A 21,857-nucleotide genomic window follows, 5' to 3' on the forward strand; every position below is an offset into this window, starting at 1 on the left:
TGTTTCCTTTAAGATTTCTCAATAATCCTGGATAAGTACGTCGGTTGGGATGTGTAATGTAGTGTTTAGGTTTCTTATCATTTCCAAAGTGAGCTTGCGCTTTTTATTCATTATTTCACTCACTCGACTTTTGAAACCAATCATTTCTACTAAATCCTTTTGTTTCAATCCCATCTGTTCCATTCTAAAATTAATGGCTGAAATTGGGTCAGGCATTCCAATCGGAAAATTCTCTTTTTCGTAGTTGTCAATGACAATGGCAAGAATCTCTAGTTCGTCGCCTTCTTCAGTTCCCATTGTTGCATCAAAGAGGATTTCTAAACGTTCAAGAGCCTTTTTGTAATCTGCCTCGTTTCTAATAGGTTTTATATTCATCTTAAATTTCGTTTGCGTTAATTTTGTCATATTCAGCGTGCGTTCCTATAAAACGAACCCATGCAAGTTGGTATTCAAAATTAAATTTTACAAGGATTAATTTTTGATTGTGATGAATGGTTTGTTAGTTGCTTGGTAATAGTAAAGTCTCGTATAAGCCTTAGCGAGCGTAAATTATAAAATTACTTTTTAAATAAAACTATGGCTACTCCAAAAGCTTATTAATCTCTTTTTCAATCGTATTTGAGCCGTCAGTAAAGCCTATGAATGATCTTACGATAATACCTTCTTGATTAATTAAAAAGCTATTAGGAATAGCGGTAACGGCATATTTTGAAACATTATCACCTTTCATTCCTTGTAAATCGGAAATATTAAGCCAATTGATATTATCCTTTTCGCTTGATTGTTTCCAGCTCTTTTTATCAGTGTCAAGGGAATAACTTATGAGAACAAAATCGTCTTTGCTATATTTTTTAATTAACTCAGGAAACTCCTTTTTGTTTTGTAAACGGCAGGGACGACAACCAGCTGCCCAGAAATCTAATAAAATTACTTTTCCAGCATAGTCAGAGAGTTTGTGTTGTTTGCCTTCTAGATCTGTCCCTTTGATGTCTCTAAAGCTATCTCCAGCTTTGATATCAATCGCTTTTGTGTAGGTCAGTAACTCCTGACCCTTTATTGAGTTTGTATTGATTGTATCTAATTTCTCATAAAAGAGTAACAAGCTATCTTTTGAGATTTGTTTTTTCTTGTATAGTAGTTCCGTCAAGGCCATTTGGTTATTGGCATTAGCGTAGAGGAAGTCTACTTCTTTTTGAAACCTATTAGATGTATCGCTGTCTTGAGATAGAGCGTTATATACGGTATATAGATCTGTTTGCTCAGAGCCTGTTACTTTTGCATTAAGGAAGTCTGAGTACTCTCCTATAACAGACATATTGGTATTTTCTAAAAAGAAGTACTTGTATGGTTCTAGTGGCTTACCGTTTTTATCATAAAAGTTCAAATAAGAAAGCGATGGTAGCGCTACTGTTCCAGAAAAGTCAAAGCGTTCATTAACCGCAAAACCTGAGTCTATATCCTTATCAATATCTCTATTGTAAAGAACAACTTTAGTGCTGTCAGGAAAATTTTTGGCTTGTACTGATAGGTTAAAACTATCAACTTTTGTTGCAGTCTTGTCATTCTTACAAGAAACAGACAACAAGAACACCGATACAATAACAAAGAAGATTCTCAAGAGGATGGTTTTAAATTTGGTTGCAACTGGCTTTTCTTTCCGCAAACTTGCTAGCGTTGGCGTGAAAGCTCTTTTAAATTTGTGAGGCACGAGCAAACTTTAAATGTGCTTGAACAAGCGTTGGCTTTTCCATTACATTAAACCCACCTTCTTCTTAGGCTTTGATTTGGCAGACTTACCTCTATTTATTCTTCGGTCAGACATTTTTTTCCAAATGTTCCTAAATTCTATCGTTTCTTCTAATGAGAAACCATAATGGTCAATTAGAACTGCCTTATCTACAATGTCTAACACTTCTTCAATTCTATCCTCACGAATTAACTCATCAATAAAGTTTACATCAATTCCGTGTTCTTCAACAACAGGAATGAGCAATTCTTCAATTTCAGAGGGTTCAAAAGTCATAACACCACCACCATAACTTCTTCCAGTGACTTCAGAAAAAGCAAATGTTAGTGAGTTTAAAAAACAAACAACTATGCTTTCAGGACTAAATTCGTCTGATAAGAACCTTACTCGATGTATTGTATCCGTTGAAGAAGCTTCAACATGATTAAGCACCAATTTCGGGTATCTGTTTACTTGTCTCAAGGCAAAACCTTGAGGAATCCATAAAGAAGGAGTGATATACCACTTCTTTCTAATTCTACATTTATAGCCAGTATGAAACTCTTTTTCTTCACCGTATTTAATATACCTTTTACTATTCTTATCTAAGTTTTTGAACTCAGTGTTCTCTGGTAAAAAGAGTTTATTAGGTAAATCTTTTTTAGCATTTTCATCAAAGTCTGAATCGTTGAAAATGATACCTGATAATTGATTTGACTTGCTGACTACTTTTGTTGTAACATCTTGTAGCTTCCATTCAGCAACTTGAGATTTCTTTAGCATAAAGAACTCATTACGACCAGTAACTATTCCGACATCAGCATCTAATATATCATTAGCCAAAGGAATACGGTTACTGTCTTTTATTTCTCTTAGCAAATCTATCTCCCTTGGATTTAAAAAGTATTTAGTCCATTTTTCAGTATCGTGTTGGATTTCTACAACTTCTGTTTCTGCTACCGCATCAAAATCAATATCATTAAGCTCTTCTAAATCGTTTAATTGTAAGACTCTAATTCCCTGAGCATTTGGAACTGACTTTTCACATAACAATAAAACTACTTCTTGCTGTATTCCGTCAAAGACTAATTTCTTAAATGTTACAATGGTAATTCGTTCGAAGAAATTTGAAAGAAATACTCTTGTTTGTTCAGCATACTTAACTTGAAATAATTCCGCAGGAATAACCATTCCTAACCTACCATTTTCATTAAGTAAAGAAGAGCAAATCACTAAGAATGGCACCCAAATATTTGTAAGTTTATTAGGTTTTAAGCCAATATCTTCCATCATTTTAATAGCAATATCTCTGTGTTCAGCTGGAAAATTCTGATACCGTATAAATGGCGGATTACCAATTATTGAATTATATGTAGCATTCTCTTGGTTTGAAATAAAACTAAAGAAATCATCATTTACTATTGTGTCATTGTTTAAACCAAAATTAGCTGCACGATTAGCAGCTTTTATTGCTTCCTCTGGTATAAGCTCAACACCTCTTAGTCTACCATATAGTTCATTACCGTTTACACCCAATTCACCGAATCTCTCAATAGCTGCTTGTATAAAATTTCCGTCCCCACAACTTGGCTCTAATACTAAATCGTCCTCATTTTGGATTGCCCAAGAACAAATGAACTCAGCAATTGGAGAAGGTGTATAATAGCCGCCTCTTAGCTTATCAAAATCAATATGTTGTTCTTTCTCTGCCATTTAAAATTCTATTGGTGCAACAAATAAGTTGTCGCCTGTTATGCAATCTATATCATCTTGAGTGAAGCCATATAAGACATCTATCTGATTGAATAGCTTGTTGTATAATCTGTTTGTTTTTCTTTGAAATATTCTCTTTTTTGCGTATCCACTTTCCGCTTTTAAACTCTGCTTGGTTTTTATAATAGACTTTACGTTTCTTACTATTGCATTATGTGCTTTTTTCTGGTCTTTATCAGCAAAGTCAATTTCTCTTATTGGTAGATTCTCAATAAACTGCTTGCCGTGAGAATAGTAATCTCCTCTAAATTCGCTTGCTCTGGATTTAACCATAGCTTCTAAAACTGGGTGAGAGAGTAAACCAGCTATGTAATAAATTGAATAGTTAGATTCTGAAGTGATTGAATAATATGGGCCATTACCACCACCTGTAAATTGAAAATTTGTTTCATCAATAATATAGCTTGGTTCTTGACTAAGAACAGGAAATACTATTTTATCTGTGTTGTGGAATTTAGTTAGACTTTGGCTTCTGCCGTATTGATACCATACTGGGTTTTTTCCGTTTATACTTCTTTTCTCTAATTTTTCCTTAAATAGTTTCAAGTACGCCCAACAATCTGGATAATCATTTTTAAAATCAGCTTCTTTAATTACTGTTGCTGTATCTCCTGCAATAGTGTAAGGAAAAATCATTTGACCATTTGCCGAAACAGTGTCAAAACTATTGAAACTAACATCATATAATGAGGGTTTGCATATTCCTTTTTCAACTTTATATTCTGTATCGCCTTTCGAAAAATAAAAGTGAGTAGCATCTTCTTTAGTTGGCGTGAAAATATAAATTGGGTCAGCACTGGTTTGTAACCCAACTGGAATTTCAGCAACAGACTTTAACGGCAGTGTTCCTTTTGAAATAATTCTTTGGAATAGCTTATCTGCATTTTCAGATACAAACACCCAAGGTGCAGCATTAAAATTAGTATTGGAATAATTGATAATTGGTGTAGTTTGAAATATATCAGTAGGAGCTAAATTATCTATTCTACTAAAGTCAAGATTTTCTTTTTCGTCTTTCACCAAAACAACAATAGCGGTATATGTGCTTCTGTTTGGGAAAAGCTGTGTAACTCCAAAATGAATAATTCTATCCAAGGACATACTGCTCGTAATATAAGCTCTTAGCTTCTTACCGCCTTTTACAATAAAGAATTTGTGAGGTACTATGTAACCAACACGTCCACCATCACAAAGTAGATTTATAGCCCTTTCAATAAATAGGTAGTATTTGTCAAACAAATCTTTTTTAGTATATGTATATGGGGAAAGTTTACTTCTGTAATATTGAATTTCTTCGGGTGAATACTTCACAAAGTTTTGAATCCTAACATACGGTGGGTTTCCTACTATTGCATTAAATCCATTAGTATCTTCTAAAAAAGGAAATTCATCTCTCCAATTGAATGGGTTTATTTTGAAAAGCAAATCATCATTATCCTCTGCATCTTCATCAAACTCAAAATAGGTGTCATCAAGAAGCGAGTTTCCACACTTGATATTTTCGTCAAGGTTAGGCAATACTTTCTCACCTGTATTATCTAAAAAGCTTTGAATAGAAACAGCATTTTCGTTTTCAATCAAACGAAGAAGCAAGCTAAAATGAGCTACTTCAACTGCATAAGGGTTAATATCAACACCAAAAATATTATCTGTAAGTATGGTATGTTTCTCAGATAGAGATAAACTGAATTGACCTTCCGATAATTCTGTTAAACAATCATCTTTTAATTCTTCTTGGTCTAAGTAATATGCTTCACGGTAATGCAGAATGTAATCAAATACAGACAGTAAAAATGTACCTGAGCCACAGCAAATATCAGCTATTCGAAAATCTAAAGAATCTTCAAAGTCAGCACCTAAATAGAGATTATCTAATGTTTCGCTTACTATTTGCTTTACAATCCTTTTAGGTGTAGGTACTACACCATTGGAGGCAACTACTTCAGGTTCTTGAACTATTGAAACTGAATAATCATCTGCTAACTCAATTTTATTTCCTAAATACTGCTCATATATTTGACTTAAAATATCGGAATCTATAACTGAGAAATCATAAGGACTTACAGGGTAGTAAAGTTCGGAGAAAATATCAATTAGTATTTGGTCGTCAATCGTTATTTGTTGTGCCAAATCATCTTCAATGAAAGAAAATAAACCAGAGTTATACTTGTTGTCTGAAGCAATGAAAAGTTCCTTTAGTTCATCATAAGTGGTAATGCTTTTTAATGTCTCATACTTCTCAATTTCTCTATCCTCACAGATTCTCAAGAATATGATTTTATTTATCATTCTTTGGATAAGGAAATTAATATCATCTTGAGATAAGGCCGCATTGTTCCCTACCAAGTTTTCTGCGAGAATTTGACGCCAGTTTTCTATTTGATTTAAGAAATGGTTATCGAAGGATTCTTCACCTTTAAGTTCACCAGTATCTATACTGCTTAAGCTACCTGATTTGATAGCTTCAAATGATAGTAGGGAATATATTTCTTCTAAGTTATCAAGGAAGTCAGTGTAGCAAAAGGACTTATATCTATTGTGAGAAGCAAGGTCTTCTAATTCTGGCTTAACAGTACAATCATAAAAAACTAAGTATTCAAAATTGGTAAGCACTGAAAAAGGCAAATTAGCACTCCAACCATATCTTCTTGTTTGAAATGCAGGTGCTTTTTCAGCTGTAACATTAATAGAAACTTTTTTAGCTTCCACGAATAAAGAACGTTGTCCAAACTGTTTTAAAGTATAGTCAGGGTTCTTTTTGGTTATTTTATCTTCTTCCTCAACATCAATAGATTCCTCTTGAATAACTTCTCTATAAAGTTGCGTTTTACGTGTTTCATTATCAACATCCCAACCAAGACATTTAAGCAGGGGATTTAAGAAATCAATTCTCACTTGAGCTTCACTATACGCACCTTTCCTGTAGTCTGCATACCCATTACCAAAAGCATCAACTAAAACTATTAGTTGTTCTCTACACTCATCAATATTTTGGCAAATCTTATACGCCATTATTTAGTTCCTTTTTTTTGGTATTTAACTTCTTTTTCAGCTACAATTAATGCCTTTAGTGCTTCATCTTCATTCTCCACTACAGCATATACCTGGTCTGCCAACCAAAGAGCTGTTGTGTCTGCTTCGTTAAGATTAAAGATTTTAATGAGCTGGTGTAAGTGTTCACGTTTAGCCGTTCGTTCCCCTCTTTCTATTTTACTCATTTGAGCGGTGTCTATATCTAGTTCTGCTGAAAGGTGTCGCAATAGCATATCCTGCTTTTCTCTTTTCGTTCTGATAAGGTTTCCAAACTTATTCATTGTTCTTTTCTTAACTTGACAAATAATGACAAATATAATAAAAGCAAGAGGTATTTTGTCTATTTTAGATTGTTGTTTTTAGCGTAGGAAAAGAAGCAATGTGTGCGATAGCACTCTTTGCCTTGTGGGCTGGTTTTTCAGATAGTGTACATCTTAAATATATAAGCAATCTACCAAAACCCCAACTACAAACCAATGAATATCAGTTCATAAAAGAGCTTTAATAGATTACCCTTTACTGCTGTAAATAATCAATACCTACAAGCAAACCACTAATCTACCACCTCAAATCCAAACTTCCATACGGTAATCCTCATTTGGAGTCAAATAATTGAAAATAAGTAGTTTTTTTATAAATAGAGTAGGAGTGTACTGTGATATCTAGCGCTTGCGGGGATCACTTTCTAAGATGGCATATTCATAATTATCTGCCCAGCCAGTGCTTAGTGGGAGGATCTGTCTGCATCTGCCTTCTCTAGTCATGCCTACTTTTTCTAGTACTTTATAAGAGCCTATATTCTGTACTGCGCAGCCAGCTGTTACACGGTGTAGGTGTAGGGTGTCAAATGAAAAATCAAGGATAGCTAGCGTTGCTTCGGTAGCATAACCGTTGTTCCAGTAGTCGCGGTGTATTTTATACCAGATTTCGGCTCTTTGGTATTTTGGGCTGTCTATTTTCAGTCCGTAGAGTCCTATAAACTTTTGATCTTCGCTACGCACCATGGCAAGGGTGTGATTTGTGATGTTTTCTTGATTGTTATCTGCTATCCAGGGAGTGATAATCGCCTTGGTTGCTGTGATACTTTCTGGTATGCCAAGTGCATTATATGCATCTGTTTCTGGTAGCGAGTGCAAGTTGTGTATCACATCAAGATCTGCAATCGTGATAGGGCGTAGGGTTATCCGTTGGGTGGTTAGTGGGAAGTGATTCATGGGTATTAAAGATACTATTTCGGCAGCAGTCACACTGTAAAAAACCACCCACTAAACACATTACTCATAAAAGCATATGGATATAACGCGAGACATTTTCGCGAAAGCGTTCTACACCCACAATGCTATAAACGCCTACTGGCTGTAAGGTTACAGAGCAGCTGCCGACAGATGTGTAACAATTAAATCCTACACGCGCTATGTCAAAAATCTGGTTTCTTGAAGATGTAAATGTTTTTAGCGTGTTGTGTCCCCATAAAACAAAGCAGTATAGAAAGCGGCATAACTTCTCACAATACGGGAAGCAGGACTTTATTTACTTTGAGGAGGATGCGGCAAATAAGGTGTATTTGATAGAGAAGGGTAAGGTAAAGCTGGGCTACTATGCAGAGGATGGTAAGGAGGTGGTGCGGGCGATACTTACTAAGGGCGAACTCTTTGGCGAGAAGGCAATACTAGGGGAGGAGTCGCGCAGTGAGTTTGCACAGTCTATAGATGCAAAAACCTCGGTATGCCCCGTGCCGGTGTGCCAGATGCAGGAGTTAATGCGCAATAACCACAGCTTTAGTCTTAAGGTGTATAAATTTCTCGGGATCAGGTTTAAAAAGTTAGAACGCCGTCTGGACTTGCTACTCTTTAAAGATGCAACCACACGTGTAAAGGAATTTATGACAGAACTAGCCGAAGATTATGGCTACTGCTGCCCAAATACGGGTGATACCGTAATTAAACATCCCTACACGCAAAAAGATATTGCGAGTCTCATAGGCACCTCACGACCTACGCTTAATGCGATTATGAACGAGCTTAAGGCGACGCAGTTTTTAGAATTTTCTCGTAATGAAATTCGCATAAAAGTGGCATAAAATCACCAAATGTAAGCTAGCTTACATTTAAGCAATCTTGATGGTTTTAGATTTACCATATAAATCAAAAAAAACTATCAATAATGAAAAAGCAACTATTAATGGGATGCTTCGCTCTAGGAGCTATCCTTGTATCGTGTGACTCTGACGACGATACGACCACAAACGCAATCACACCAGAAGCTGGGACGCTAGCAGGAGGTCCTTTTACCTTCTTTGTAGATGGAGCACCAGATATGGTAACGGGCGTGACACTCACTGGCGAACTAGTAGGAGATGTGACTACTTTTGTAGTAACAGATGACTCTAAAAACATCTTAGGAATCCCACCTACGCTGGAGGCGCTGGAGGGTGTAAACTTTGACGATGCTGGTGTGGGTGCCTGTTACATCTATCACCTTGCATATCAAGATGGCTTGAGCGGACTAGCAACGGGTGAAAATCTTGACGACTTTGCAGGAGATTTTGAGCTCTCTAACTTTCTTGTCGTAAACCGTAACGCGGGACCACTTGCTGCCGAAATCGTAGGAGGACCTTTTGAGTTTTGTGTAGATGGTACGCCAGATATGGTGAGCGGTTTATCACTCATGGGTGATTCTGTAGGATCTGAGAATAGTTGGGTGATTACCACAGACACTGGCGAAATTTTAGGATTACCACCTACGCTTGATGCAGTGCAGGGTGTAAACTTTGACGATGCAGGAGCAGGAATCTGCCTTATCTGGTACCTACGCTATGAGCCAGGACTAGAAGGGCTGGAAGTGGGAGCAAATGCAAATGACCTTACGGGAGTTTTTGATCTTTCTGAACCTGTAGAAGTAGTACGTAACGAGGCCATCGCTGCCGAAATTACTGGAGGTCCTTTTACCTTTACCGTAGACGGCACACCAGATATGGTAAGCGGGCTAGGTCTTACGGGAGAGAGCGTAGGCGCTTTAAATAGCTGGGTGATCACTACAGATACTGGAGAGATTCTGGGATTACCACCTACACTGGCTGCGGTAGAGGGTGTAAACTTTGACGATGCTGGGACGGGCGTTTGCCTTATCTGGTACCTGCGTTATGAGGAAGGACTTACCGGCCTTATGGTGGGTGCAAATGCAAATGACCTAAGCGGTTGTTTTGACTTATCAGAACCTGTGACGGTTACTCGTAATTAAGTATAAAAAAACGTAAGTTTAATGCGTGTGTACGACTCATCGTGCACACGCATTTTTTTATTCCCTATGGCTCAGAAAAAAAGATTTAGTTGGCAAAATATAGTGTTCATCATTGTGATTCTCCTGCTTATTATTCCGCAGACGAGGACTCCTATTCAAGTGGCAATAAATAAGGTGAAGGTGGCGATTTTTTCTCCGTCCGCTTTCGCGAAAAAGGACCAAACTCAACTCCAGTCTTTTGATTATAAAGTAAGCTCGCTTGAAGGAATCCCAGTCGAAGTAGGCGTAGGGAAGGGCAAAGTCACTTTTATAAGTTACTGGGCAACCTGGTGCCCTCCGTGTATTGCCGAACTACCATCTATAGCCGAACTGCATGCAGATTATGGAGATAAAATGACGTTCTTGCTCATCACAAACGAAGATCCTGAAGTAGTCAAAAAGTTTATGATCAAAAGAGAGCTAGACCTCCCAGCAGTACTACCTGCGATGGAAACACCGGAGCTACTTTTTGAACGCTCGATACCTACGAGTTACATCATAGATCAAGAAGGAAATATTGTGGTGAAAGAAACAGGCGCCTCAAACTGGAATAGCGACAGCATAAGAACCATTATAGACAACCTACTCGCCAAAGATTAATCTTCTACCCGCCAGAATATAAACGGAATTTCCATTTCCTCTGAAGAAATGGTTGCCGTAAGCACATCATCAAAGTAAGAATAGGTAATCACCTTAGGAAACTCATTCTCAGGATTTACAGCTGTAAATGACTTACCGTCATTCTCGGTGATCTTAAAAATCGTAGGCGTTTCATTAGGTCCGCTTATCTGTAGTTGCCACTCGTTTTTCTTTTGTACAAGACGTATGCGCTCGTTAAAAACGGTATCCTCGTCTTCGTTCCAAGCACAAGAGGCGTTATTACAAAGTAAGCAAGAATATCATTTTACATATTATCGATTGTTTTAGTCACTCAAACTGATATCTATTCTATTCCATCTTTTAAAGTATACACTAACTATTTCGAAATCTGTACCATCAAAATGCAAACTCCATTTGTTAGATTTCTCTGTTGGATACGTAACTTGACTCGGAATTATTTTTAATTCCAAATTAGGGTTCTCATGATATTCTTCAAATTGTTTTCGTACTTCGGATTTAATTTCTTGCGTAATAATTTTTGGAATTTCGAGGTCACTATCAGTCTTTAATTTTTCCAAAAATGCTAGTTGAAAATTGGTTAATTTCTGTGGTACTTCAAAATCAATGAACCCCGTTAATTTATTTTCTATATTTTCTCTGAGCGTTGTATCCTTTTCTATCTCTAAGCTTCTGCGAATAAGATTCTCCTTAAAATCAATTAGTAATTTGGCATATTTGCTTTTATCTTCAAGTTGCTGTAATTCTTGAGATATTTTAAATGCTTGATCAGCGTAGTATTTCCCAGGTGAATTAGCATTGTTATTTTCTTGTGATGATTTATTATAGTACTCAATTGCAAGCTTTATTTCACCTAATTCATGATATGAATCACCTAAATCTTTATAAATTTTTGTAATGGGATCGGATTCATTGGGTTGATGTTTTTTTAGATACTTAACTATTCCTAAAAATATTTGAATTGCTATTCCATGCTCTTCGACTTGATCTTGCAAACATATTTGTGACCATTTATAAGGAACTTCATTATTCAATTGTCCGTAATAGAAATATGCTTTAAATGCTTTTTTCCATTCTTTTGAATTATTTAGAGTTGTTGTAAATGATAAGTAGTTCCTTAAAGTGATTTCCTCTCCTAATTGGATGTCATCCCACCAAACGGGTTGTTCAATATCGAGATTAAAGTCATTTAATTTATATGTTATGATCATATTTTAATTTAAATATTAAGTCAAATAACTATAATTCGTTTATTCACTTTAGAATAATCGATAGCTGGCGTAGTATCATGACCACGTAGCTCTGTCGCCGTAACTGTTTTCCAGTGTTCAAAGGTCTCACTGCCGCCTTTGCTATTAGTGCGCTCCCAGTCTCCTAGTAGATAATCAAAAGGTGTGGTAACTTTTTGTACGGGTGCTTTCTCCTTACAAGCGATATAGCTCATTACTAGACAAGAAATGATAAGAATACGTATGCGCATATAAGCTTATGTTTAGGTGAGAAAACTAGTGGAAATATTATCCGTGTATGGTTTCTGTAACACTTAGATCCTTCATCACTTGCTTTTCAAAATCTAAAAGTTCTTGCCACTTCGCATCTACTTTTGCTCTGTCTCCGTACTGGCGGGCAAAGTTTAAGAACATCGTATAGTGTCCAGCCTCGCTTATCATGAGTTTTCGGTAAAACTTCGCAAGCTTTTTATCTTCAAGCTCCTCAGACAGTAAGCGGAAACGCTCACAGCTTCTACCTTCAATCAGTGCCGCAACCAATAATCTATTTACTAAACTCTCTACTCTTGATCCTCCTTTTGGGAAAAAGAAGCGTAGCTTGTGCACATAAGCATCTTTGCGCTCACGACCTAGGTGTAATCCTCTTTCTACCATGATGTCATGCACCATTTTAAAGTGGCTCATTTCTTCCATAGCAAGATCACTCATTGCACTCACAAGCTCTGTGTATTCTGGAAAACCTATGATAAACGAAATCGCACTTGAAGCAGCTTTCTGCTCGCAGTAGGCGTGGTCCGTAAGTATTTCTTCTATGTTTTTTTCTACAATATTTACCCAGCGAGGATCTGTAGGTAATTTAAGGTGGAGCATCTGGATAGCTTCTTTATTTTCCATAGCGTGTTTTTTTTATAGGTCGAGATCAAATGTTTTCCTGAGAATATCTAGCGCAGGATTATGTTCTCGTAGTTTATCATATCGTTCTTGAGCAGTATACGCATATTTGCGCTGTACTTCTTCATTTACTGTAATTCCTAAAGTAATATCATAATTGTTAAGACTACGTTTTAAAAATTCAAGTAGTGGCCCTTGAGCGCGTTCTACCTCAATTTTCATCGTCTCGTTAGGATATTCTAGTTCAATAGTAGTCCCATTTAAAGTCGGCTGATCTGCTTCTAGGTTAGAGGCAATAATACGTTCTCCTTTTGCAAGGAGACGCTTTACATACTCTGCCCAGGCAGCTTGCATCGCAACTTCTGTAAAAGGTTCTGTAGGTAGATTTTCAATATCTACTTTCTTGTTTGCTTTTTTGAGTTCGAGCTCCTTTTTCTTCTGTAAGCCTTTAAGCGATAACCCAGACACACGATCCTTGCGCAAAGATAATTCTGGTACGCTAGGAGTGGTAGGTGATGCTTGTGGTGTTACGGGAGCAGCTTGCTGTGTAGCTGCAGTGTTTTGTGTAGGAGCTGTGTTTTGCGTTGGTGCTTGTGATGGTTGCGTAGCACTTGAAGCTTGTGCAGCTATATTTTCTTGTACAGGAACACTTTGCTGTGCAGTAGGCGGTGGAGTAGGAGTGCTCGGTGCTTGCGTAGCAGCCGCTGCTACTGGTGCAGCACTTGTAGCACTTGGTGCTTGTGTAGCTGCAGTATTAGTTGGAGCAACTGCCGTTTGCGTTTGTGGTGCAGCGCCAGTCTGTGTATGATCTACTTTATAATAAGAAGGTGGTACTAAGAACGGACCGTCATTTTTTTTTTCTCCATCAAAAGTGATAGAGGCAAGTTGCATGAGGCAAAGTTCTACAAGAAGTCGCTGGTTGCGGCTGGTTCTAAATTTGAGATCACAATCATTTGCGATATTGATAGCTTCCATTAAGAAAGCCATATCAGTTTTTTGTGATTGCTCGTAGTACTTTTTCTTAGTAGTATCGCCTACTTCCAATAAATGAATCGTCGGCGGATTTTTACAAACCATCAAATCTCTAAAGTGAGAAGCAAGACCAGCTATGTAGTGATGTCCATCAAAACCACGAGACAAGATATCGTTATACTGTACCAGTACTTGTGGGATATCATTTGTAAGTAGATAATCTGTGGTGGTAAAATAGGTATCGTAGTCTAGAACGTTTAAGTTCTCTGTAACTGCCTTTCGCGTAAGCGTTTTACCACTAAAGCTCACTACGCGGTCAAAAATGGATAATGCATCACGCATCGCACCATCTGCCTTTTGAGCAATGATGTGTAAAGCTTCTTCATCTGCTTCAATACCTTCTTCTTGCGCAATCTGTACAAGGTGCTTACGAGCATCTGTCACTGTAATTCGCTTAAAGTCAAAAATCTGACAACGAGAAAGTATCGTAGGGATGATTTTATGTTTTTCTGTAGTCGCTAGTATAAAGATAGCGTGCTTGGGAGGTTCTTCTAGTGTTTTAAGAAACGCATTAAAAGCTGCTGCAGAGAGCATGTGCACCTCATCAATAATATAGACTTTATACTTTCCTACTTGTGGTGGGATGCGTACTTGATCTATAAGACTACGTATATCATCTACAGAGTTGTTTGACGCTGCATCAAGCTCAAATACGTTGAAAGCGAAGTCCTCATCTGGGCTTGTATTTTCGTCGGTATTAATTTGCTTTGCAAGAATACGTGCACAACTCGTCTTACCTACACCACGAGGACCACAAAAGAGTAGCGCCTGAGCGAGGTGGTTGTTGCGTATTGCGTTTTCTAAAGTGTTAGTAATAGCCTGTTGTCCTACAACATCTTTAAAGGTGGTGGGACGGTATTTTCGGGCAGATACTATAAAAGGTTCCATACTCACAAATATAATGGGGTACGTATAATTATGCTAGTGAGTATGGACTCTTTATTGCTTATTTATTAACAGTAAGTGCAGAGAGCTTCTGGTCAATCACATGCACCATAATCTGGTAGCTGTGACTAGCCATTTCATCTTTAGTGCTCCATTTTTTTGCGTTGCATATAGCTTTCCTGCGATATGCCATTAATCGCCTCAGTTTTGGCGATGAGTTGAATAGGGATTTCATACTTCGAGTGTTTTTGTTTGCAGTTGTAAAATATAATTTTTTTTACAATTAGTTAGCAATATGATAACAATTTGCGCAAAAAATTATGAATGCTGTGATATTTGCTTCTCAATCTCTGCAGCTTCTGCATATAGACTATCACTTGCACTTCTATCACTCTTAGATAGTTGGTACGCCTTTTCTAAAATTTTTTTGTGTTTTTCCTGAAGTTTCTCTACTTCGCTTTTCTTTTTAAATAATCCGAACATAGCTTCTTTTTTTACATAAAGATACGGTTAATAAGAAAGGATGTCAACGAGTTTAGGAGAGTTTTACAATTCAGTAATGAATTTCTACACTTCGGTAAGTACTAGTTTTAAAAAAGAGGGTTTGATATGATATTTACATCATCAAACAAAAAATAAACGTCATGAACACATCAAATCAAAAAACCAAGTACGACAGAGCACAAGCAAAAGTAAGTGAGCTTAAAGAATTTTATAACCACCTAGGGACCTACCTCATCTTTGTATGTTTCTTCTTAATATTAAACTTTTATACCACAGGTTTTTTCTGGGCTATATTTCCTATCGCAGGTTGGGGGATCGGGATACTAAGTCATGCTGCAAAGACCTTTGGCTGGAATCCTTTCTTTTCAAAAGATTGGGAAAAACGTAAGATAGATGAGTACATTCGTAACGAGGACTTTAAATAAAATAACATGGAAACACAGAAAGAAAAGTATCAAAGAGCTACAGAACATGTGCAAAATGTTAAGAAATTTTATGGCAAGATTATCAATGCTATTATCGTTTCGGCTATTGTTGCAGCTATAAATTACTATGTTAATGAGTTTCGCAATCCGTGGGTATTGTGGGTAATTGGCTTCTCTTTACTAGGTATCGTTATTGAAGCTATCAAGCTATATGGTATCAACTTTTTTTTAGGCAAGGGATGGGAGCAACGTAAAATACAAGAGCATTTAAAAAAGGAAGAAAACGAATCGCAGTCTAATACACTATTTAAGAAATAATGGAATCAAATACAAGTAAATACGAACGCGCAAAAAAACGTGTAGAAGAAGAGAAAGGGTTTTACAGGCATCTCACGGTTTATCTTGTGATAAACATCCTGCTGCAATTATTCTACTCGGGGATGTTCTTTAACTTCGATGTGCTGGGTAATGCTCCTTGGTGGGTACGTTATACAACACCATTTTTCTGGGGATTATCGCTGCTAGTACATTGGATTTATGTTTTTAAAGGATTCCGCTTCTTTAAAGGATTAAAGAAATGGGAAGATCGCAAGATTCAAGAGTTTATGGATCAAGAGGAAGAAGAGTTTTCAAACCGCTTTCGCGAAAACAGGAACTCATGATACGTACGCTGTTTATCTTACTATTGCTGGGCTTCTACACAGTGAGCGCGCAACAAAGCTTTGTAGTAGAACATGTAACCTTATTTAACGGCACCGAAATCTTAGCAAATCAATTTGTAAAAGTAGAAAAAGGAACCATCAGCGAGGTGTCTTCAAATGCACTTACTGCGCAGACTACCATAGACGGCACTGGGAAGTTTTTAATGCCAGCATTAATAAATGCTCATGTTCACACGTGGGCAGCACCGCAACTACAAGAAGCAGCCCAAGCAGGTGTTCTCAATCTGCTAGACATGCACGGCATGGAACCTATGCAAGAGGCAATGATTAATCTGCGAGATACACAGGGCAATGCTAGATTGTATCGCGCAGGATATGCAGCTACCACAGAAGGTGGTCACGGTACGCAATACGGTTTTCCTATTCCTACACTTTCTAAGCCAGAAGATGCTGCACAATGGGTTGCAGATCGTGTAGCAGCGGGAGTCGACTACATAAAAATTATTGTCGAACCTTGGAAAGCTACACTTGATAGAGAAACGGTAGCGGCTATTATTAAAGAAGCACATAAGGCAGATAAAATAGCGGTAGTTCACGTTTCACGAGCACAAGATGCTTTTGATGCTCTCTCTAGTGGTGCAGATGGTCTCGTGCATATTTATAATGATGCGCCTCTCACAGCAGCACAGCTCGCCATACTTAAGGAAGATGCAAACTTCTTTGTGATACCTACCATACTCACCACAGTATTGATTCAGCCTTTGTACTACAATAAAACAGCGGAAGAAACTGCCGAAATAGAAACGCGTCTCATCAAGGAAGTTAAGCGCTTATACGATGCAGGAATTCCGATACTAGCAGGTACGGATCCGCCAAATGCCAATATTAATATAGGCAGCGATTTGTATAAAGAATTGGCTTTTTTCGCGAAAGCGGGATTACCCATAGAAGCAGTGCTCGCGAGTGCCACCTCATTACCAGCAGATAAGTTTTCTCTAGAGAACGTAGGTTATATAAAAGAAGGCTTTAAAGCAGATATGTTATTGCTTGATAAATCTCCTGTTGAAGATGTATTAAACATGAACTCGATAGCCAAAATCTGGAAAGAGGGCGTGCTTATCACACAAGAATAAGGAATTAGTATTTTTACCTACATCAACAAAACCATCAAATAACCAATCCATGAACGTACTCATTATAGAAGACGAAAAACCATCTGCAAGACGCCTCAATAGAATGCTTGCCGAAGTAGGAGTTACTGTAAATGAAATGCTGCATTCTGTAGAGGAAGCTGTGGCTTGGTTTAAAACGAATACGCACCCAGATTTGATTTTTCTAGACATCCAACTTTCAGATGGATTGTCTTTTGAGATTTTTGATCAAGTAGAGGTGAAGAGTGCTATTATTTTTACGACAGCTTTTGATGAATACGCGCTACAGGCTTTTAAACTTAATAGCGTAGATTATCTATTAAAACCTATAGACGACGAAGACCTTGAAAAAGCAGTAAACAAGTACAAGGAGCGCATGCCTAAGGCGCAAGATGTGTCACTCAACTTTGAAGACATCCGCAAGCTACTTGGCGCAACAGCAGTAGAACGTGAGTATAAAAAGCGATTTACAACTAAGATAGGGCAGCACATAAAAATGATTCCTATAGATGAGATTGAGTGTTTTTATAGTGAAAACAAAGGGACGTATGCCGGTACTATAGATGGACGTAATTATTTGCTGGATACCACACTCGAGTTACTAGAGAATGATCTAGAGCCTGAAACCTTCTTCCGCGTAAGCAGGAAGTTTTATGTAAATATTAATGCGATAGCAGATATCATAGCATACACAAACTCAAGATTAAAAATAAAGTTGAACACTTGGAGCGAGCAAGAAATTATTGTGAGCAGGGAGCGTGTAAAAGACTTTAAAACGTGGATTGCTTAATCCTCAAGGTTTTCATTAAAAGCACTAGGTAGCATTGTTGGGATTAATCGCACGAGAATAGGAAGCAATAATCCGCCTCCTGGAAGTAAGAATACTGCCAGTGATGGTATGCTCTTGCAAATGTCAAGTAGCTGTTTTTTTACCACTTTGCGCTCTTCTTTAGATAAATCTCGCGTAGTAGACTGACCTAGTAAAATCACTAAGTCACGACTCTCTCTTATTTCTCTCACAAGGCGATTGCTATTGCGTGAGATAAGATTGCCGACAGAAGAAGTCGTCTGACTATAAAAGTGCTTTATAGGATTACTGTATTTGAGATACGAAATCTCTGTGCCGTGCTCCGTCAAGAATGTTTTTACGGCAAGTACAGCATCTAGGTAACCTTTTTCATCAAGCCCCATAATCGTACAGAACTGCATGATAAATTCGCGCTCGTGCTTATCGATTTTCTCGTCATCCCATAGCGATAGACTACATAAATCTAGAAGGTATTGTTGCTCTAGAGGTTCGGTAATAATCTTGAGGTTAATCTCAGAAACCTCGGTATGTGTGTGCTTTATGAGTTCGTTATAGCGTACAGAGCTTTCAAATAATTTTATAAGAAGCTTGTTATATTCATCCTTACTCTCCTTTTGTTGCAATGCCAGCCATATAGATTCTGTAAGAACAGCCTCTAGGTTTTTTGCATACTCATAAGGATCACCTTGAGTAATGAGATAGTGATCAAAACTTAGGATATCTATAAAAACTAAGGCATTGGTAATCAGATGGCTAAAACTCTTCTGCAAGGCAGACTCATTAGTCTGCACCCGCTGGTGGATAATTTTCTCAACCTTAGAGGAAGCAGATTCATTACCCAAAGGGATTTTAATAAAGTACTGTTCCTTTTTATCTAACTGTCTATAAAATGAAACGATGGCTTCTAGGCAGTCTTCTTGTCTTGCATTTGCAATCGTATCGTAATACGTAAAAGCAAGAGCGTCAAAAAGGTTAATCTTTGTTTTCTCTTGTACCGTCCACTTAAGTTGTGACGATTCACTATCCAGCAAGGTATCTAGAGAGTGTCCATAGATAAAACCCTTGGCTCTTAGCGAGTCATAAAATGCACGCTCATCCATTGGGTTCTTAACCAGATAGTCAAGAAGCTTTGGGAAATGTTTATTTATCCAGCCAGTGGCAGAAGGATTCATAAGTGAGCTTATTTATAAAACGATAGTTATTCGAAATTTGCTAATTGTGAGCGTTGTATTAAGCGTTCTTTTGTGCTGTGATTTCTGTAATTCGCACAATGACCTCAACGGCTTTCATCATACTTTCTACAGGTACATATTCATATCGCCCATGGAAGTTATGGCCACCTGCAAAAATATTAGGGCAAGGTAATCCCATAAACGAGAGTTGTGATCCATCTGTACCTCCACGTATAGGTTTAATAAGTGGTTCTATGTCAAGAGACTTCATAGCTTCTTCTGCAATATCTACAATGTGCATTACAGGTTCTACTTTCTCGCGCATATTGAAGTACTGATCTTTAATCTCTACAGTCACCACTTCTTTTTCTAGCTGTGCATTAAGCTCATCTGCTAGTTGGATCATCATTTCCTTACGTGCTTCAAAATGTCCTTTGTCGTGATCTCTTATGATATATTCTAGCGTAGTATTATCTACACTTCCAGTAATGTCATGTAAGTGAAAGAATCCTTCACGGTCAGAAGTGTGTTCTGGAGTTTCTAGTCTAGGTAAGCTGTTGATGTAGTCTGTAGCGATGTACATACTATTTACCATTTTACCTTTTGCATAGCCTGGGTGTACTATTTTACCTTCTATGGTAACCACTGCTCCAGCAGCATTAAAGTTTTCATATTCTAGTTCGCCTATCTGGCTACCATCCATCGTATAGGCCCATTCCGCACCAAATTTTTCTACATCAAATTTATGTGCACCACGACCTATTTCCTCATCTGGCGTAAAGCCTACGCGTATTTTTCCGTGTTTTACTTGAGGATTTGCAAGCAGGTATTTCATTGCTTCCATAATCTCAGTAATACCCGCTTTATCATCTGCACCTAGTAGCGTCGTACCGTCTGTTGTGATAATGGTTTGCCCTTTATATTGCTTTAAGTCGTCAAAGTATTCTGGCGATAACACGATATTCTGTTCCTTATTAAGAACAAGATCTCCACCGTCATAATTTTTCCAAATCTGCGGTTTCACGTCTTTTCCTGTAAAATCTGGAGTCGTATCAAAGTGTGATATAAATCCTATAACCGGTACATCATGAGCTACATTGCTAGGTAGTGTCGCCATCACATATGCATGTTCATCTATCGTCACCTCACTCATTCCCATTGCCTCGAGTTCATCTTTGAGCTGTCTCGCAAGATCCCACTGGCACTCCGTACTTGGAGTGGTGTCACTGTTTGGGTCACTTTCGGTATAGGTAGTTACGTAGCTTATAAATCTTTTAAGAAGTGCGTCTTTATCAATCATAATGGGTGGTTGTGAGTACGCTTTCGCGAAAGCGTAAAAATCATCATTCAGTTCTGCTTCAAAAATACCTCTTTTTGGACTATTTTTGCACCACAGAAACGACCGAAATGTACAAACTCCTCATACGCCCAATTCTCTTTTCCTTTGACCCAGAAAAAGTGCATTATTTTACCTTTAGATGGATAAAGCGATTGCACAAATTAGGACTCTCAGGACTTCTTAATCGTATGGGAAAGGTGGAAGACAAGCGACTAGAGCGCAAAGTGCTGGGACTTACTTTTAAAAACCCAGTAGGACTAGCAGCAGGTTTTGATAAGGATGCAAAGCTTTTTAATGAACTAGGAGACTTAGGATTTGGTTTTATTGAGATAGGTACGGTTACTCCAAAGGCACAAGAAGGAAACCCAAAGCAGCGTCTGTTTCGATTAAAAGAAGATCAGGGGCTCATAAACAGAATGGGTTTCAATAATGGAGGAGTAGCAGAAGCGGTAACTCGATTAAAGTCTCGCAAGAATCATAACATTATCATAGGTGGAAACATCGGTAAAAACACCGATACCAAGCCAGAAGATTATACAGCCGACTATCTTACTTGTTTCCACGAGCTACATCCGGTAGTAGATTATTTTGTGCTCAATGTAAGCTGCCCGAATGTGTCTAGTCACGCAAAACTAAATGACAAAGATTATCTAGAGGAACTTATAGGGGCAGTGCAGCAAGCAAATAAGAAGTATGCAGTACAGCGACCAATTGTACTTAAAATAGCCCCAGATCTTAATGATCAGCAATTAGATGAAATCGTAGCGCTTGTAAAAGAAACAGGTCTAGATGGTGTGATTGCAAGTAATACCTCTGTAAATAGAGAGGGATTAATAACCACAAATGCCCGTCTAGCAGAAATAGGCAACGGCGGACTAAGCGGTAAGCCAGTAACTGATCGTTCTACACGTGTGATTAAATACTTATCAGACAAGAGTAATAACTCATTCCCAATAATAGGTGTAGGAGGGATTCACTCTGCACAAGACGCTCTTGATAAACTTGAGGCAGGAGCATCACTCGTACAACTATATACAGGCTTTGTATATGAAGGTCCAGGGTTAATTAAAGAGATAAATAACGCCATCTTAGCGAAAGGATAGTACGTCACTGCCGTCTAGTAACTACACGCTAATCAATTCATACCATGAGGAATTCTCATAAACTTATTTTTGCTTCCATTGCCGTCATGCTTTTTGCCATGAAACCTGATATCGCAACCTTTATCCCGCAATGGGCAAAGCTCGCTGCAGCAGGTCTTTTATTATTGCTAGGCTTTTACTCGATGTGGAAGGAACGACAGTGGTAGTGTTGTAGGCATCATGTTTTT

24 protein-coding genes and 1 pseudogene are annotated in these 21,857 nt (G+C 37.9%); 10 read left to right on the forward strand and 15 right to left on the reverse strand.

Annotated elements, in window-relative coordinates; genetic code table 11:
• Window positions 1–18 precede the first annotated feature (18 nt).
• The 7 genes and pseudogenes from DCS32_RS12915 to DCS32_RS12945 all read right to left on the reverse strand — a co-directional run bounded on the left by DCS32_RS12915 (window position 19) and on the right by DCS32_RS12945 (window position 7,746).
• Window positions 19–375, reverse strand: a complete 357-nt coding sequence (locus DCS32_RS12915; RefSeq protein WP_108879295.1) for a type II toxin-antitoxin system HigA family antitoxin — start codon at window positions 373–375, stop codon at window positions 19–21.
• Between the two features lies 1 nt (window position 376).
• A pseudogene (locus DCS32_RS12920) lies at window positions 377–469 on the reverse strand (type II toxin-antitoxin system HigB family toxin); the annotation flags it as partial.
• A 111-nt stretch (window positions 470–580) separates the two neighbouring features.
• Entirely contained in the window at window positions 581–1,663 is a 1,083-nt protein-coding gene (locus DCS32_RS12925) for a TlpA disulfide reductase family protein (protein ID WP_162533655.1), read from the reverse strand.
• An 87-nt stretch (window positions 1,664–1,750) separates the two neighbouring features.
• Complete coding sequence (locus DCS32_RS12930; RefSeq protein ID WP_108878654.1) at window positions 1,751–3,439, reverse strand: class I SAM-dependent methyltransferase; 1,689 nt, start codon at window positions 3,437–3,439, stop codon at window positions 1,751–1,753.
• On the reverse strand, window positions 3,440–6,511 hold the full coding sequence (locus tag DCS32_RS12935; protein ID WP_108878655.1) for an Eco57I restriction-modification methylase domain-containing protein: 3,072 nt from the start codon (window positions 6,509–6,511) through the stop codon (window positions 3,440–3,442).
• Window positions 6,511–6,813, reverse strand: a complete 303-nt coding sequence (locus DCS32_RS12940) for a helix-turn-helix domain-containing protein (RefSeq protein ID WP_108878656.1) — start codon at window positions 6,811–6,813, stop codon at window positions 6,511–6,513. The genes DCS32_RS12935 and DCS32_RS12940 overlap by 1 nt, the downstream gene beginning before the upstream one ends.
• A 381-nt stretch (window positions 6,814–7,194) precedes the next feature.
• On the reverse strand, window positions 7,195–7,746 hold the full coding sequence (locus DCS32_RS12945) for a GNAT family N-acetyltransferase (RefSeq protein ID WP_108878657.1): 552 nt from the start codon (window positions 7,744–7,746) through the stop codon (window positions 7,195–7,197).
• Between the two features lie 200 nt (window positions 7,747–7,946).
• Here DCS32_RS12945 and DCS32_RS12950 point away from each other — a divergent pair, with 200 nt between their 5' ends.
• The 3 genes from DCS32_RS12950 (at window position 7,947) to DCS32_RS12960 (ending at window position 10,411) form a co-directional block, all read left to right on the forward strand.
• Entirely contained in the window at window positions 7,947–8,612 is a 666-nt protein-coding gene (locus DCS32_RS12950; protein ID WP_108878658.1) for a Crp/Fnr family transcriptional regulator, read from the forward strand.
• A gap of 83 nt (window positions 8,613–8,695) precedes the next feature.
• Window positions 8,696–9,772, forward strand: a complete 1,077-nt coding sequence (locus DCS32_RS12955; RefSeq protein WP_108878659.1) for a hypothetical protein — start codon at window positions 8,696–8,698, stop codon at window positions 9,770–9,772.
• Between the two features lie 114 nt (window positions 9,773–9,886).
• Window positions 9,887–10,411: a TlpA family protein disulfide reductase gene (locus tag DCS32_RS12960; RefSeq protein WP_162533656.1), complete on the forward strand. Its 525-nt coding sequence runs from the start codon at window positions 9,887–9,889 to the stop codon at window positions 10,409–10,411.
• A gap of 323 nt (window positions 10,412–10,734) precedes the next feature.
• Here DCS32_RS12960 and DCS32_RS12965 read toward each other — a convergent pair whose 3' ends face one another.
• The 6 genes from DCS32_RS12965 to DCS32_RS12985 all read right to left on the reverse strand — a co-directional run bounded on the left by DCS32_RS12965 (window position 10,735) and on the right by DCS32_RS12985 (window position 14,949).
• Complete coding sequence (locus DCS32_RS12965) at window positions 10,735–11,640, reverse strand: hypothetical protein (protein WP_108878661.1); 906 nt, start codon at window positions 11,638–11,640, stop codon at window positions 10,735–10,737.
• Window positions 11,641–11,660: 20 nt separating this feature from the next.
• Complete coding sequence (locus DCS32_RS12970) at window positions 11,661–11,909, reverse strand: hypothetical protein (RefSeq protein WP_108878662.1); 249 nt, start codon at window positions 11,907–11,909, stop codon at window positions 11,661–11,663.
• A gap of 37 nt (window positions 11,910–11,946) precedes the next feature.
• Window positions 11,947–12,528, reverse strand: a complete 582-nt coding sequence (locus DCS32_RS12975) for a tRNA-(ms[2]io[6]A)-hydroxylase (protein ID WP_108879296.1) — start codon at window positions 12,526–12,528, stop codon at window positions 11,947–11,949.
• Window positions 12,529–12,564: 36 nt separating this feature from the next.
• Window positions 12,565–14,469 (reverse strand): DNA polymerase III subunit gamma/tau, encoded by a 1,905-nt coding sequence (locus tag DCS32_RS12980; RefSeq protein ID WP_108878663.1) that lies wholly within the window; start codon window positions 14,467–14,469, stop codon window positions 12,565–12,567.
• 58 nt (window positions 14,470–14,527) lie between these two features.
• On the reverse strand, window positions 14,528–14,701 hold the full coding sequence (locus DCS32_RS16085; RefSeq protein ID WP_162533657.1) for a hypothetical protein: 174 nt from the start codon (window positions 14,699–14,701) through the stop codon (window positions 14,528–14,530).
• Window positions 14,702–14,784: 83 nt separating this feature from the next.
• On the reverse strand, window positions 14,785–14,949 hold the full coding sequence (locus DCS32_RS12985; RefSeq protein ID WP_013752357.1) for a Lacal_2735 family protein: 165 nt from the start codon (window positions 14,947–14,949) through the stop codon (window positions 14,785–14,787).
• Between the two features lie 161 nt (window positions 14,950–15,110).
• Here DCS32_RS12985 and DCS32_RS12990 point away from each other — a divergent pair, with 161 nt between their 5' ends.
• Genes DCS32_RS12990 through DCS32_RS13010 form a run of 5 tightly spaced genes read left to right on the forward strand, consistent with a single transcriptional unit; the run spans window position 15,111 to window position 17,998 of the window.
• The gene (locus DCS32_RS12990) at window positions 15,111–15,395 is read left to right on the forward strand and encodes a 2TM domain-containing protein (protein ID WP_108878664.1); all 285 of its coding nucleotides are present in this window, start codon (window positions 15,111–15,113) and stop codon (window positions 15,393–15,395) included.
• Window positions 15,396–15,401: 6 nt separating this feature from the next.
• A complete protein-coding gene (locus DCS32_RS12995; RefSeq protein WP_108878665.1) occupies window positions 15,402–15,713 on the forward strand; it encodes a 2TM domain-containing protein in 312 nt (103 codons plus the stop codon).
• Complete coding sequence (locus DCS32_RS13000) at window positions 15,713–16,057, forward strand: 2TM domain-containing protein (protein ID WP_108878666.1); 345 nt, start codon at window positions 15,713–15,715, stop codon at window positions 16,055–16,057. The genes DCS32_RS12995 and DCS32_RS13000 overlap by 1 nt, the downstream gene beginning before the upstream one ends.
• On the forward strand, window positions 16,054–17,190 hold the full coding sequence (locus DCS32_RS13005; protein ID WP_108878667.1) for an amidohydrolase family protein: 1,137 nt from the start codon (window positions 16,054–16,056) through the stop codon (window positions 17,188–17,190). Before DCS32_RS13000 ends, DCS32_RS13005 begins: the two co-directional genes overlap by 4 nt.
• Before the next feature lie 49 nt (window positions 17,191–17,239).
• On the forward strand, window positions 17,240–17,998 hold the full coding sequence (locus tag DCS32_RS13010; protein WP_013752352.1) for a LytR/AlgR family response regulator transcription factor: 759 nt from the start codon (window positions 17,240–17,242) through the stop codon (window positions 17,996–17,998).
• On the opposite strand, the gene DCS32_RS13015 is transcribed toward DCS32_RS13010, so the two are convergent.
• Window positions 17,995–19,188 (reverse strand): LETM1-related biofilm-associated protein, encoded by a 1,194-nt coding sequence (locus tag DCS32_RS13015; RefSeq protein ID WP_108878668.1) that lies wholly within the window; start codon window positions 19,186–19,188, stop codon window positions 17,995–17,997. The two genes, DCS32_RS13010 and DCS32_RS13015, sit on opposite strands and share 4 nt — an antisense overlap.
• Before the next feature lie 58 nt (window positions 19,189–19,246).
• Entirely contained in the window at window positions 19,247–20,488 is a 1,242-nt protein-coding gene (gene pepT, locus DCS32_RS13020) for a peptidase T (RefSeq protein WP_108878669.1), read from the reverse strand.
• 107 nt (window positions 20,489–20,595) lie between these two features.
• Here pepT and DCS32_RS13025 point away from each other — a divergent pair, with 107 nt between their 5' ends.
• Together DCS32_RS13025 and DCS32_RS16090 are read left to right on the forward strand one after the other, a co-directional pair.
• A complete protein-coding gene (locus DCS32_RS13025) occupies window positions 20,596–21,630 on the forward strand; it encodes a quinone-dependent dihydroorotate dehydrogenase (RefSeq protein WP_108878670.1) in 1,035 nt (344 codons plus the stop codon).
• Between the two features lie 44 nt (window positions 21,631–21,674).
• Entirely contained in the window at window positions 21,675–21,836 is a 162-nt protein-coding gene (locus DCS32_RS16090) for a hypothetical protein (RefSeq protein ID WP_013752348.1), read from the forward strand.
• Window positions 21,837–21,857 lie beyond the last annotated feature (21 nt).

The organism is Dokdonia sp. Dokd-P16 (assembly GCF_003095655.1).
Lineage (GTDB): Bacteria > Bacteroidota > Bacteroidia > Flavobacteriales > Flavobacteriaceae > Dokdonia.